Source organism: Actinosynnema sp. NPDC050801 (assembly GCF_040673975.1).
Lineage (GTDB): Bacteria > Actinomycetota > Actinomycetes > Mycobacteriales > Pseudonocardiaceae > Actinosynnema.
In genome coordinates this window covers 181,118-195,255 of record NZ_JBFAQZ010000005.1, presented here as the reverse complement: position 1 = coordinate 195,255, position 14,138 = coordinate 181,118, and the positions used below count along the sequence as shown (strand labels likewise).

The following is a 14,138-nucleotide window of genomic DNA, read 5'->3' as shown; positions in this document are numbered from 1 at the left end:
ACGCGACGAGCAGCGGGCGGACCCGCCGTTGGCGTCACGCGCCGACGGTGCCGTCGATGCCCTCGCGCAGGAGGTCGGCGTGCCCGTTGTGCCGCGCGTACTCGTGGATGAGGTGGAGCATGACCAGGCGCAGCGAGACCTCCCCGCCCCAGCGTTCGTGGTGGCCGGTGACGTCCAGGGACTCGGCCTCGCGCTCGATGCGGCGCGCGTGCTCGACCTCGGCCCGCCACGCGTCGAAGGCCTCGGACCTGGTGGCGGTGGAGGCGTCGTAGGCGACCTGGAAGTCGCCGTCGGCCGACCACACCAGCGGGACGTCCTCGTGGTTGATCACCCGGCGGAACCAGGTCCGCTCCACCTCGGCCATGTGCCGCACCAGGCCGAGCAGGGTGAGCGTGGACGGCGGCATGGAGCGGCGGCGCAAGTCCTCTGTGGACAAATCGTCGCACTTCATGGCGAGCGTGGCGCGGTGGTAGTCGAGGAACGCGCGCAACGTCTCGCGCTCGCCGCCCCGCAAGGGTGGTCCTTGGCGTTCGGTAATCATGGGTAGATCGTCCCCGGCGGGCTAAGGTCGGGTGCCATGGACCCGCTGGTGCCCCGGTACGGGGCCGGATCGCTCGCCGACGTCGTGCCGTCGTTGCTGGCCGGGATGGGTGTGCCCGGGATGGTCGACGTGCTCGGCATCTCCGGCCCGTCGCGGGTGTGCGTGCTGCTCGTCGACGGTCTCGGGTGGCGGTTGCTGCGGGAGCACGAGGCCGACGCGCCGTTCCTGTCGTCGTTGGCCGGGTCGCCGATCACGGCCGGGTTCCCGGCGACCACGGCGACCAGCGTGGCCGCGCTCGGTACTGGCCTGCCGACCGGTGAGCACGGGTTGGTCGGGTACACGTTCGCCGCCGGCGACGAGGTGCTGGACGCGTTGAGGTGGAGCCGGTACGGGTCGGCGCGACACGTGGACCTGCGGACCGTGCTCGTGCCGGAGGAGGTGCAGCCGCGGCGGACGGCGTTCGAGGTGGCCGCCGACGCCGGGGTGGCGGTGCCGCTCGTGCTGCCGCGTGACCAGAAGGGCAGCGGGCTGTCGCGGGCCGTGCTGCGGGGCGGGCGGTTCCAGGACGTGCTCGGGCTCGGTGACCTGGTGGCGCGGGTGGCGGAGGCGTTGCGGTCGGCGGACCGGGTGCTCTGCTACGCCTACCACGCCGACCTGGACGCGCTCGGGCACGTGTACGGGCCGGGCAGCGAGCCGTGGCGCTGGCAGTTGCGGTTCGTCGACCGGTTGGCGGCGGCCGTCGCGGACGGCCTGCCGGCGGGTGGCGCGCTGGTCGTGACGGCCGACCACGGGATGGTGCCGGCGGAGGACCGGGTGGACTTCGACACCGACGTCACCCTGCGGGAGGGGGTGCGGGTGCTCGGCGGTGAGGCGCGGGTCCGGCACGTCTACACGTCCGACGCGGAGGCGGTGCGGGCCAGGTGGGTCGAGCGGCTGGGTGACCGGGCGTGGATCGCGTCACGTGCGGAGGCCGTCGCGGCGGGGTGGTTCGGGCCGCGCGTGGACGAGCACGTGCTGCCGCGGATCGGTGACCTGGTCGTGGCGGCGAGGGGTTCGCTGGCGGTGGTCCGCTCGGAGGTCGAGACCGCCCTGACCGAGCTGGTGGGGCACCACGGCTCGCTGACGGAGGAGGAGCAGCACGTCCCGGTCCTGCGCACGATCGGTTCGGCATAGCATCACGTGTCGGCCGCCAGGGGGTCGACGGCCGGCGGCGGGGACGGAGGCGATGGGTGGAGGACGGGTCGCCCGTGGTGGACACGTCGGTCGCCGGGGTGGTGGAGGCCAGGTGGGGTGTCCGCCCGGAGCCCGCGATCGCGCGGTACACGGAGCCGGGCTGGCAGCTGTCGCCCGTGCCCATCGACCGCCGGTGCCCGAAGTGCGCGGGTGAGATCCACGGCCTCTACCGCGCCCACCCGGACCGCGGCAGGCACCAGCTCCAGGCCGCCGTGGCGTGCCCCACGTGCCCCGCGTCGTTCACGCTGCGGGAGTTGAAGCTCGCGCAACGCTCGGTGCTGGGCGACCTGCGCCCGGACGCCGTCTCGCGCCGCCTCGCGGAGGACGCCCAACTCGAAGCCCTCGCCAGCGCCACCCACGCCGTCCGCCGACCGCCGGCGAACCGGCAGGGGCCCGCCGCTCCCCCGGCCGGCCGGGACACCGTGCCCGACGAACCCCGAACCGACGAACGCCGGACCGACCGGCATCCGGCGCCGGAGCAGGTGGAGCCGGTGGAACGGGGGTCGCGGCGGCCGGCACGGGAACAGCCGGAGCCGAAGCAGCGGCCCGGGTCGGAGTCCGCCGCGGCGGCGGCCGCGGGGCGCGGGACCGGTCCCGGAGATGAGCTGGAAGCCGCTCCGGAGCCGGAGGCCGCGGAAGCGGAACGGGCACCGCAGGCGCGGCCGGCGCGGCGGGTCTCCACGGTCGCGATGGCGGCCCGGATCCGGTCGATCCTCAGCGGCTCGGAGGGCGCACCGACGACCCGCGCGGCGGGTGTGCCGGCGTTGCCGCCCGCGTTGGCGGCACTGGACGCGCGGCCCGTGTGGTGGTGCAAGACGGTCGACCCGGCGTTGGACGTGACCGCGCTGCCGGCCGGGGTGGACGCGCGGGTCGTGTTGCCCGACCGGCCCGAGTTCGACGGGTTGCGGGCGCGGCTGGGCGAGGCCGGGGTGCCGTTCCGGGCCGTCCGGCACTGGTTGGAGCAGGAGGAGGTGTCCGCGACCTCGGCCGCCGCCTGGTTGTCGGACGTCGGCGGGGTGGCGCCGCAGCGGTGCGAACCGGTGGTGGGCGAGGGGGCGCGGGCGGCTCGCCTGGCCTTCGGGATGCTGTGGGACCTGCACGAACCGGTCGACCCCGGCGCCGTGCCCGATCCGGTCCCGGTCGGGCGGTTCGTGCCGGCCGACTGGGCGCGGTTCCTGCCGTTCCCCGTGCTCAACCCCGCGCAGGCCCAGGCCGCGCCCCACCTGGTGGACGGCGACTCCCACCTGCTGATCACGGCACCGACCGGCGCGGGCAAGACGGCGATGGGCATGCTCGCCGTGCTGAAGGCGATCCTGCACGAGGGCCGCAAGGCCGCCTGGCTCGTGCCGCAGCGCTCGCTCACCGACGAACTCGACCGCGAACTGGAGACCTGGCGCACCGAGGGCCTGCGCGTCGAACGCCTGTCCGGCGAGTACGCCGTGGACGTCGAAGCGGTCAAGGCGGCCGACCTGTGGGTCGCCACCACGGAGAAGTTCGAGGCGATCTGCCGCGCCGGCTCACTGCAGGCCGCGCTGGGCGAGGTCGGTTGCCTGGTCGTGGACGAGATCCACCTGCTCGGCAGCCCGGGCCGGGGCGCGCTGCTGGAGGCACTGCTCGCCCGGGTGCGCGGCATCGACTCACCGGTCCGGATCGTCGGGCTCTCGGCGACGGTGTCCAACGCCGCCGAGGTCGCCGAGTGGCTGGAGGCGGACCTCGTGGCCACGACCTGGCGGCCGTCCACGGTCACCTGGCAGCTGCCCACGATCCCCGCCGCCTCCGGCTTCACCGCGAACAACCGCCTGCGTGAGCAGGTCGTGCTCGACCTGACCCACCGGCACACCGCCGAGGGCGGCAGCGTGCTGGTGTTCTGCGGCTCCAAGCGCAACGTCCGCTCCACCGCGATGGCGATCGCCGCCGACCGGGGCGCGCCCGTGCACACCGTCGCCGCCGACGACGTCGACGGCCTGACCAAGGCGTGCGCGGAGGTCGGCGTCCGCCTGCACTACGCCGACTACGAGCACAAGCACGCCGCCGAACGGGCGTTCCGGGCACGTGAGGCGGACGTCCTGGTGGCCACCTCCACCGTCGCGGCCGGCGTGAACCTGCCCGCCCGGGCCGTGATCGTCCGGGACGTCTCCATCGGCGGCGAACCGATCGACACCTCCACCGTGCTGCAGATGTTCGGCCGGGCGGGGCGCATCGGCGCGGGTGAGACCGAGGGCTGGTCGTACCTGGTCGTCGACGAGACGCAGCGCGCCGACTGGCAGACCAGGCTGGTCGCCGGGTACTCGGTGTACTCGCGGATCCGCGACTCCCTGCCCGACCACGTGCTGGCCGAGGTCCTCCAGGGCCGGATCGGCACGGTGGACGACGCGCAGGCGTGGTGGGTGGAGACGTTGGCGCACGCGCAGGGCGACGACGACCTGGAGCCGGTGCAGGAGGCCGTGGCGTTCCTCGTGGACGAGGGTCACCTGACGTCGACCGACGGCCGGTTGGCGATCACCGAGTTGGGCCGGCTGACCGCGCGGATGATGGTGTCGACCCACACCGGGCACCGGTTGCGCCGCACGCTCGGCCTGCTGCCCGTGCCGCAGGACCCGGACGAGGCGGAGAACGCGCTGAGCCTGGTGCTGTCGGTCGCGGTGCGCGACCTGGCGGGCATCCCGGTGCCCGAACCGGTGCGGCCCGCGGTGGCCACGGTGATCAAGGCGGGCGGCCGGACGTCGCAGATCACCAACACGACGTCGGTGAAGGGCCTGGGTTCGCAGACGACCACCGCGCCCGGTGACCTGGCGTGGGCGGCGCTGCTGCTCGCGGCACGCTCGCCGCACCTGTTCGACTCCGCCAGGCGGCGGGTGGCCGGCGGCATCCCGATGGCCACCCTGCACCCGGTGTACGAGCAGGCGCCGAGGTTCCTGGCGTGGCTGGCCGCGCAGGGCGTGCTGGGCACCGTGCACCCGTGGATCGCCGTGGTGGCCGCCGACCTGGACCACCGCGTGCGCTGGCGGGGTCTCGCGCCGGGCCGCGGCGCGGGCCGGTTGCTGTGGATGTGCGAGGAGATGGCGACCCGCGCGCACCTCAGGGACGTGGTGCCGGACCTGTGGCGTTCGGCGATCGCCCGGGGTGTCCGGGCGCCGGACTGGCCACCGGGGCGTTCACCGGCGGGCTGCGTCCTGGACCACGCCGGGTACACCGCGTTGTTGCGCGAACGCACGACCGACCACGTGCTGAACGCGCACGCCGACACCGCCACGGTCACCGGGGGCACCGGCGCGACCGCCATCGCCTGGCGCGGCCGGGCCTGGACCGCGCCCACGACGTCGACCTCCACCCTGGCGTACCCCGCGACGGAGGACGACGAGCAGGCCGGGACGGGTGTGGCGGTGTTCACCAGGCGCGGCGACTACCGCGCCACCGGCTGGCTGGACGCCTACACGACCCTGCGCGCGCCCGAACCCGAGCCCTCGCCGCCACCCGCGCGCACCCGCCGCGGTCTGGGCAGCGCGCGTCGGTGACCCCGCCGCGAACCGCTCAACGGCGGTTCACGGCCTCCGCGACCATCGGTGCCAGGGTGCGGCTGAAGGCGGCGTTGAGGTGGTCCGGGTCGTAGTACACGGCGATGTTGCCGACCACGCCGTGGCACTTGTGCTCGTCGCAGAAGTAGTCGCTGAAGTCGGCCAACGAGACGGCCGGGTTGTCGCTGGTCCTGGCGACCTCCGACAGCGGGTCCGGCGGCTGGGCGGTGGCGCGGTCTACCGCGCACGGAGCCGGGTCGCCCGGGTTCAGCGCCACGCACTGGTGGTCGCGGACCTCACCGTTGAGCGGCGGGTCGCCCAGCACCACCACGCGCGCGCCGGCGTCGGTCCACCGCCTCCAGCGCGGTTCGAGCCCGTCGCGGTACTGCTCGACCTGCGACCGGCCGCTGCCGTCGTCCACGAGCTCCTGGCGCGCGTAGAACGAGGTCAGCACCACCGACGGCGAGTCCTCCGCGATCACGTCGGTCATCCGCGCGGTCCAGTCGGCGCACTTGCGCTTGGCCTCGTCGGTGGCCGTGCCGCGGTAGCCGACGAAGTCCACCTCCGCGAACGGGCACCCGCCGAGGTAGGCGAGCTTGAGCACCCAGCCGTGCTCGCGAGCCAGGTCGGCCACCGGCGGCTGCCACTGCTGGGCGTGCGAGTCGCCCACGAGCCACACGGCCTGCGCGGACTCGGAGCCACCGCTGTAGTCGCACACCATGACGTCTTCCACGTCCTCGGCGGCGGCGCAGCCGGGCGGCTGCTTGAAGTACTCGTTCGCCGGCCCCATGTGGACGACCTTCGCCGGGCCGAGCGGGTTCGGGCAGCCGTTGGCCGGGATCATCGCCTGGGCGCCCGCGCACGGCCCGGTGCCGTGCTCGGCGACGTCACGCTCGGCCTGCGCGACGTGCCGGCCGTAAGTCCAGTCCAGCCCGCCCGCGGCCGCGGAGACGACGACCAGGCCGACCACCATCGCGGCGAACGTGCGACCGGAGCCGACGCGGATCGCGATGCCCCGGTCCTCGACCAGCACCTTGGACAGGTAGGCCAGCACGAGCGACGCCGCGAGCACGACGAGCAGGTAAGGCGTGGTCATCCGGCCGGCCTGCAAGGCGTCGCCGAACACGAACGGCGCGATCATGATCAGCGGCCAGTGCCACAGGTACAGCGAGTAGCTGATGCCACCGAGGAACTGCACCGGCGACGACGCCGTGACCGGCGCGTGCCACTGCCGGCCGGGACGCGTCCCGGCCGCGATGACGAGCGCCGTGCCGACGGTCGGCACCAACGCCAGGTAACCGGGGAACGGCGTGCCGTGGCCGTAGGCGAACGCCGACCCGAGGATCATGGCGAACCCGAGGGCCGACGCGGCGCCGGACAGCCGCTTCGACAGCTCCACCCCGGTCAGCGCGATCAACGCGCCGAGCGCGAACTCCCACACCCGGACCGGCGTGATGAAGTAGGCCTGGCTCGGCTCGACCTGCGTGTAGTAGACGCTGAACGCCAACGACGCCGCGCCGACCGCGGCGATGCCGACGATCTGCGCCCGCCGTTGCCGGATCTTGAACAGCAGCACCAGCAGCAGCGGCCAGACCAGGTAGAACTGCTCCTCCACGGACAGCGACCAGTAGTGCTGCACCAGGCTCGCCGCCGCGTTGGCCGCCGAGTAGTCGACCGACTTGGCCGCGAGCAGCCAGTTCTCCCAGTACAGGGCGCTGGCGAACGCTTCCGCCGCGGTCGCCTCCCAGCGCGGGTAGGGCAGCAGGAAGTACGCGGCCACGATGCTGACGACGAGCACCAGCAGCGCCGCGGGCAGCAGCCGGCGGATGCGGCGTGCGTAGAAGCGGCCGAGCCGGACGCGGCCGGTGGCGGTGATCTCGCGGTCGAGGTGGGAGCTGATCAGGAAGCCGGAGATGACGAAGAACACGTCGACGCCGACGTAGCCGCCGGTGAGCCCGCCCGGCCAGAGGTGGTTGACCACCACCGCCAGCACCGCGACGGCGCGCAGGGACTGGATGTCGGTGCGGAACGCCGACGGTCTCTTGGCCTCGACGGGCGCGCGTTCCTCGATGACCGTACTCACGCTTTAGCTCGTCCCCCACACGTGTGCCCCCACTACAGACTGTCGGCGCAGCACGGTACATCACCGCGCGCGCCGACTCGCCTCGTCCGGCTCGGAAGCCGCTGTTCCCGGCGCTGACCGCCACCGCCGCGCCTCGCTGAGCGGGCGATGTCGTCGTGGCCCGACAATGGTGATCGCGCACACTGCCCCAAGCGCCGCGCCTGACCGTGCCGCCGGAGTGAGGACCCCCGATGGTGAGCTATCCGCCGGAACCGTGGCGGCTGCACGGCCGCGCGTGGGTGTCGGTGTGGTTGGTGCGGGCGACCGCGCTGCCGCCGCTGCCGGTGCGTCCGGTGACGTTGTTCGGGCGGGCGGTGGTCGGCACGGCGTTCGTGGACTACCGGCCGCCGGGCATGGCGTACCACGAGTTGCTGGCGGCCGTGCTGGTGCGCAAGGGCCCGCGGTTCGGTGTGTCGATCACGCGCATCTGGGTGGACAGCCCGGCGTCCCGCGCGGGTGGGCGCGAGCTGTGGGGCATCCCCAAGGAATCGGCCGACTTCGAGTGGGACGGCGACCTCGCCGCGTCCGCCGGTGACGCGCGCGGTCCGATCGCGTCGGTCCGGGCCGGGTCGCCGCGGTTCGGCGTGCGGCTGCCGGCGGCGACGTCGACGTGGCAGGCGTTCGGCCGGGGTCTGGCCCGTACCCCGCTGCGCGCCACCGGTCACGTGGCCCCGGTCGGGGTGGTCTGGGACGTCGCCCCGACGGGTCCGCTGGCCTGGCTGCTCCCCCACCGACCGCTGCTCGGCCTCGCCGTGCGCCGGATGCGGATGACGTTCGGACCACGCCGCCGTTGACCCCGGCGCTCCAACGCGGCGGGCCGGTCCGGGGTGCGCGCCCGGACCGGCCCGGCCACGATCACTCCAGCGAGCACTCGGCGAACCGCTCAAGCCCTTCCGGCTTCTGCGCGACCCGACCGATCGCCGTCTCGATCCGGTTCAACGCCGCCGTCCGCTTGCTCGCCAACGGCCCCAAGATCGCGTTGTCCACGAAGTTCGGCCCGCCCTGACCCTCCGTGCTCACCAACCGCTCGTTGGCCTCCTTGAGCTGCTTGTCGAGGTTCGCCAACTCACGCGTGACCTCCGCCTGAGCCGCCGCCGGCACCACGGCCAACGCACCTACAGGAGACGGGCACTCGATCACCTGCTCACCGGTCGCCGGTTCGTCGGCCGCAGGCTCATCGGCCGCAGGCTCATCGGCCGCAGGCTCATCGGCCGCAGGCTCATCGGCCGCAGGCTCATCGGTTGCGGGCTGGTCGGCCTCCGGTTGGGCTTCGGCCAGCTCGCACTCGGCGAACCGCTCCAATCCCTCCGGCTTCTGCGCGACCCGACCGATCGCCGTCTCGATCCGGTTCAACGCCGCCGTCCGCTTGCTCGCCAACGGACCCAAGATCGCGTTGTCCACGAAGTTCGGCCCACCCTGACCCTCCGTGCTCACCAACCGCTCGTTGGCCTCCTCGACCTGCTTGTCCAGGTTCGCCAACTCACGCGTGACCTCCGCCTGAGCCGCCGCCGGCACCGCGGCCAACGCACCCACGGGAGATGGGCACTCGATCACCTGCCCGTCGTTCGCGGGATCCGCCGCCGGGGGTGCGGTGACCTCGACGACGTCGCCGGCCTCGCCCAGCTCGCACTCGGCGAACCGCTCCAACCCGGCCGGCTTCTCCGCGACCCGGTCGATGGCGATCGCGATCCGGTCCAACGCGGCGGTCCGCTTGCTCGCCAACGGACCCAGGATCGCGTTGTCCACGAAGTTCGGCCCACCCTGGCCCTCCGTGCTCACCAACCGCTCGTTGGCCTCCTTGAGCTGCTTGTCCAGGTTGGCCAGCTCACGGGCGACCTCGGTCCGCGCCGCTTCGGGCACCGCGGCCAGCGCACCGACCGGCGACGGGCAGACGATCGCCTGCCCGGGAGGATCGTCGCCACCCGCCGTGGCGAGCGCGGCCACCGCCGTCACGACCATCGCCGCCACGCCGACCGCACCGATCACGACCGCGCGTTTCCTGCCGAGCTGAGGAACTGTGTGCCTCATGGACCACCTTCCTGTGTGGGGCCACCTGCGCGGCGGGGCGACCCGTTCTCGTCCGGGGGTACGGGCGCCCGTCGGCGGCTGTTCAGGTGTCCCGCCGACATTGCGCCGGTCGACCCAACACGTCAGGGGTTGTCGCTAGGCCGAAAGCAGGAACGCGGCCAGCCCGTCGAGCAGCCGGTCCACCTCGGCCTCGGTCGAGTAGGCGGCGAGCCCGATCCGCAGCCCGCCGGTGTCGCCGAGCCCGAGCCACCGGGACGTCTCGATCGCGTAGAACGACCCCGCCGGCGCGTTCACGCCCAGCCCCGCCAGATACCGGTACGCGTCCGCGGCCGCGTGGTCGGCGAACGTCACCAGCACCGTCGGCGTGCGCGACGCGGCCCGCGACCGCACGACCACCCCCGGCAACCCGGCCAGCCCCGCCTCGACCTTCTCCCGCAACCCGTCCTCGTGCTCCCCCACCGTCGCCAGCGACGCCGCGATCCGCTCACGCCGCGTGCCCGTGCCGGGAACCAGGTCGGCGATGAAGTCCACCGCGGCCGTGCAGCCGGCCAGCACCTCGTACGGCAGGGTGCCCAGCTCGAACCGCTCGGGCACGGCGTCCGACGACGGCAGCAGCTTGTCCGGCCGCAGCTCCGCCAGCACCTCCGGCCGCCCGGCCACCACACCGCAGTGCGGCCCGAAGAACTTGTACGGCGAGCACGCGAAGAAGTCCGCCCCGATCGCCGCCACGTCCACCGGGTGGTGCACGGTCAGGTGCACGCCGTCCACGTAGAACAGCGCACCTCGCGCGTGCACGGCGGCAGCGATCCCCGCCAACGCCGGACGCGTGCCGATCAGGTTCGACGCCGCCGTGACGGCCACCAGCCGGGTCCGCTCCGACAGCACGTCGGCCACGTCGTCCAGCTCGCCGGTCGCCGGGTCGAACCCGACCCACCGCACCACCGCGCCCACCGCCTCGGCCGCCTGCACCCACGGCCGCACGTTCGCGTCGTGGTCCAGCCTGGTCACCACCACCTCGTCACCGGGACGCCAGGTGCGCGCCACCGTGCGGGCGAAGTCGTAGGTCAGCTGCGTCATGCTGCGCCCGAACACGACGCCCTCCGGCGGCGCGCCGAGCAGGTCGGCCATCGCCCGGCGGGCGTCCAGCACGATCGCGTCGGCCGCGCGTTCGGCGGCGGTGACGACACCCCGGTTGGCCAGGGACGAGGTCATCGCGCCGCGCACCGCGTCGGCGACGGCGGCGGGCACCTGCGAGCCACCCGGCCCGTCGAAGTGGGCGGTGCCGGTGGCGAGGGACGGGAAGCGGGCGCGGACGGACTCGACGTCGTAGGTCATGGCACCACTGTGACCGCCGATCCACATCGGACTCCAGTGGTCCGCGTCACGTTCACCTCTTGACATTGGTCCAACCATTGCACAACGCTTGTGGAAGCGCTCTCACGGACGAGGCCGACGGGTCTCGCCGTCGCGCGCTCGCCCTCTCGGCCGCCCTGAACCGGCCGGGAGGTCGGATCAGCCTGCCCTGCACCGAGGAGTCGCACCCATGCGCACCCTGACGAAGTGGTTGAGCGCCTTCGCCGCGCTGGCCACGTCAGCGTCCCTGGCCGCCGCCACACCGGCCGCCGCCGTCGGACCCGACCTGCTGCCGATCACCGTGACCAACAACAGCGGCCGGTCCGAAGCCGTCCACCTGTACGTGCTCGGCACAGACATCCGCCCCGGCGGGCGGCTCGGGTACGTCGACCGGGCGGGCACGTTCACCCCGTGGTCACCGGGCGCCAACCCGCCCGTGCCCGCGCCGGACGTGTCGATCGCGGGCCCGGCCAACGGCGGCAGCGTCACCCTGCGCGTGCCCCGGTTCATCTCCGGTCGCGTCTACATGTCGTTCGGCGACAAACTGAGGTTCTTCCTGACCCCCGACGGCCTGGTGCAGCCGGCGCCGTGGGCCGCGGGCGACCCGAACCACGACATCCTGTTCGACTGGAGCGAGTTCACCTACAACGACGCCGGCCTGTGGCTCAACAGCTCGCAGGTGGACCAGTTCGCCGTGCCGCACGCGGTGACCGTGACCGGTGCGAGCGGCGTGACGAAGAAGACCGGTGAGCTGGTCTCCAACGGCCGCGAGAACGTGATCAACGGCGTGCGCAACCAGCCCGGCTGGGCGAACACGATCCGCACCCGGGCCGACGGCACGGTCCTGCGCGTGCTCGCGCCGGGCAAGGCGGCCGACGCGGGCCTGTTCGACCGCGCGTACCTCGACCCGTACATCACGCAGGCGTGGAACGCCTACAGCACCAAGACGTTGACCGTGGTGCCGTTCGGCGACCGGCCGGACGTCCGCTACTTCGGCCGGACCTCCGGCACCACCATGACCTTCACCGACTCGTCGGGCAGGCAGGTGGCGTCGTTCGCGAAGCCGTCCACGTCGAACGTGTGGGGTTGCGACGGCGCGTTGGCGGCACCCAACGACCAGGTCGTGGGGCCCATCGCGCGGACCCTGTGCGCGGCGCTGCACCGTGCCACGCTCGGCACGATCGACACCCAGCCTGGCGGTGGCCCGGCCGACTTCTACCGCGGTTCGCTGACCAACCACTACTCGCGGCTGGTGCACCAGAACATGGTGGACGGCAAGGCCTACGGCTTCGCGTTCGACGACGTGCAGGCGCAGGAGTCGTTGGTGCACGACGGTGATCCGCGTGCGGCGGGGATCATCCTGACCCCGTTCGGCGCGGCCGGCCCTCCCCCGGCCGGGCCGGCCGGGAGCATCGTCAGCGCGTGGCACGGCAAGTGCGTCGACGTACCGAACTGGAACTTCGCCGACGGTCAGCGGTTGGTCGTGTGGGACTGCACCGGTGGCACGAACCAGGAGTGGGAGGCGACCGGGGGGACGCTGCGCACGCGGAACGACATGTGCATGGACGTGGCGTGGGGCTCGACCGCGAACGGCGCGCCGGTCCAGATCGCGAGGTGCAGCGGCAACGCGGCGCAGCAGTTCGTGCTGACCGCGGCCGGTGACCTGGTCAACCCGCAGGCGGACAAGTGCGTCGACATCGCCGACTGGAACCCGGCCAACGACGCGGTGCTGCAGCTGTGGGACTGCGGCGGGACGGCGAACCAGAAGTGGCGGCGCGGCTAGCCTGGCGGTCGTGATCGAGCCGACCGCGGCGTTGACCGCGGAGATGGTCGTGGACGGGCGGGTGCCGCGTTCGCCGGCGTTGTCACCGGACGGTCGGTGGGTCGTCCACGCCGTCGTGCCGGTCGGTCGGGCCGGGGAGCACCCGGTGAGCGAGCTGTGGTTGGTGCCGGCGGACGGCGCTGGTCCGCCGCGGCTCCTCACCGGGTCTTCGGAGGTCGACGAGTCACGTCCGCGGTGGTCACCGGACTCGACGGCGGTCTTCTACCTGTCGGACGCGGCGCGACGCGGGTGCCCGCAGTTGCGCCGCGTCGGGGTGGACGACGGCGTGGTGGCGGAGCTGACCAGCCGGCGCCGGGGCGTGCTCGACCACCTGCCGCTCGCCGGCGGCGCGGCGGTTGCCGTGATCGCGCACGACGAGCCGACCGCGGAGGACGACCGGCGTGCCGCGGCACGTGACGACGCGTGGGTGTGGGGCGAACGACCCGACCCGGCCAGGCTCCACGTCATCGACCTGACCACCCTTGTGCCGCACACCCCGGCCGGTCTGGGCGATCGGCACGTGGTCGAACTGGCCCAACGCCCCGACGGCGGTCCACTGGCCGTGCTGACGTGGGCTACGCCGGAGATAGACCCCGGTTCGCTCCACCCCGCGCTGCACCTGGTGGTCGACGGCGAGGCTCACGACCTGGGTCCCGCGCACGTGGAGGCGACTTCGCCGGTGTGGTGGCACGATGATCGGGGATGGCGACTGGCCTACCTGGCCACGACCCCTCCGGGCCTGGTGGGAGGTCGCGCGGTCTTCGACTTCTCCGTGCTGGACCGACTAACTCAATCGGGTGATCCTGAAAGTTCCATCAAAGAAAACGCCGTTATTCGCAACCTCGAACGTCGGTTGAAACAACGAGGCCGGCAACCAACCCCCGTCCCCCCGCCCCACCCAGACCCGCCCCAACCAGAGGCTCCCCGCCCAGGCCTCTCCGACCCGAACTCACCCCACCGAAACCTGACAGCCGGAACACCTGCCTGCCCGACCGAACTGACCCAGGCCGGCCGAGCGGTGATCGCCCTGTTCGCGGACGGCCTCGACACCACCGTCCACACCCTGACCCCGACCGGCTTCCAGGAACTGACCCGCCTGGCCGGCCACGCCGAACACCTGACCGCGACCACCCCAGCGCCCGTGCCCGCTGCCACCACCGCCGGCACCGCGCCCGCCACCGGCACCGCAGCCATCGCGAGCACCGTGCCCGCAGCCGCCACCGCGCCCACCGCGAGCACCGTGCCCACCACCGGCACCGCAGCCGCCACCGGCACCGGCACCGGCACCGCAGCCATCGCAAGCGCCGCACCCACAGCCGGCACCGCGCCCACCGCCGGCACCGCGATCCAGCACACCATCGCCGCCGTGGTCAGCACCGCCTACAGCGCCGAGGACGTCCACGTCGGCTCGCTGGCCGGCCCAGCCCCCGCGCCACTCACCGCGCCACCGATCGGCTCGCCGGCCGGGCCACCCACATCGCCACCCGCTGGGCCGACCACCGGCTCGCCCACGACGGCACCCAC

General features: G+C 73.4%; 8 protein-coding genes and 1 pseudogene. 5 read left to right on the top strand and 4 right to left on the bottom strand.

Going from position 1 to position 14,138, the window contains the following annotated elements; genetic code table 11:
- Positions 1–34 precede the first annotated feature (34 nt).
- The gene (locus tag AB0K14_RS13640; RefSeq protein ID WP_360450349.1) at positions 35–541 is read right to left on the bottom strand and encodes a DinB family protein; all 507 of its coding nucleotides are present in this window, start codon (positions 539–541) and stop codon (positions 35–37) included.
- A 36-nt stretch (positions 542–577) separates the two neighbouring features.
- Between AB0K14_RS13640 and AB0K14_RS13635 the strand changes: the two genes are divergently transcribed.
- The gene (locus tag AB0K14_RS13635) at positions 578–1,714 is read left to right on the top strand and encodes a nucleotide pyrophosphatase/phosphodiesterase family protein (protein ID WP_360450346.1); all 1,137 of its coding nucleotides are present in this window, start codon (positions 578–580) and stop codon (positions 1,712–1,714) included.
- Positions 1,715–1,770: 56 nt separating this feature from the next.
- On the top strand, positions 1,771–5,289 hold the full coding sequence (locus AB0K14_RS13630; RefSeq protein WP_360450343.1) for a DEAD/DEAH box helicase: 3,519 nt from the start codon (positions 1,771–1,773) through the stop codon (positions 5,287–5,289).
- 16 nt (positions 5,290–5,305) lie between these two features.
- Here AB0K14_RS13630 and AB0K14_RS13625 read toward each other — a convergent pair whose 3' ends face one another.
- On the bottom strand, positions 5,306–7,372 hold the full coding sequence (locus AB0K14_RS13625) for an acyltransferase family protein (RefSeq protein ID WP_360450340.1): 2,067 nt from the start codon (positions 7,370–7,372) through the stop codon (positions 5,306–5,308).
- Between the two features lie 230 nt (positions 7,373–7,602).
- On the opposite strand from AB0K14_RS13625, the gene AB0K14_RS13620 reads away from it, so the two are divergent.
- Complete coding sequence (locus AB0K14_RS13620) at positions 7,603–8,205, top strand: acetoacetate decarboxylase family protein (protein ID WP_360450337.1); 603 nt, start codon at positions 7,603–7,605, stop codon at positions 8,203–8,205.
- 61 nt (positions 8,206–8,266) lie between these two features.
- Here the strand turns inward: AB0K14_RS13620 and AB0K14_RS13615 are convergent, their stop codons facing one another.
- Both AB0K14_RS13615 and AB0K14_RS13610 read right to left on the bottom strand, forming a co-directional pair.
- Positions 8,267–9,439, bottom strand: coding sequence for a hypothetical protein (locus AB0K14_RS13615; protein ID WP_360450335.1), 1,173 nt, complete (start codon positions 9,437–9,439; stop codon positions 8,267–8,269).
- Between the two features lie 135 nt (positions 9,440–9,574).
- On the bottom strand, positions 9,575–10,774 hold the full coding sequence (locus AB0K14_RS13610; protein WP_360450332.1) for a cysteine desulfurase-like protein: 1,200 nt from the start codon (positions 10,772–10,774) through the stop codon (positions 9,575–9,577).
- A gap of 208 nt (positions 10,775–10,982) precedes the next feature.
- Here AB0K14_RS13610 and AB0K14_RS13605 point away from each other — a divergent pair, with 208 nt between their 5' ends.
- Positions 10,983–12,575 carry a beta-1,3-glucanase family protein gene (locus tag AB0K14_RS13605; protein ID WP_360450329.1) on the top strand — a complete coding sequence of 531 codons (1,593 nt, stop codon included), beginning with the start codon at positions 10,983–10,985 and terminating at the stop codon, positions 12,573–12,575.
- A gap of 10 nt (positions 12,576–12,585) precedes the next feature.
- Positions 12,586–14,138 (top strand): annotated as a pseudogene (locus AB0K14_RS13600) (hypothetical protein); the annotation flags it as partial.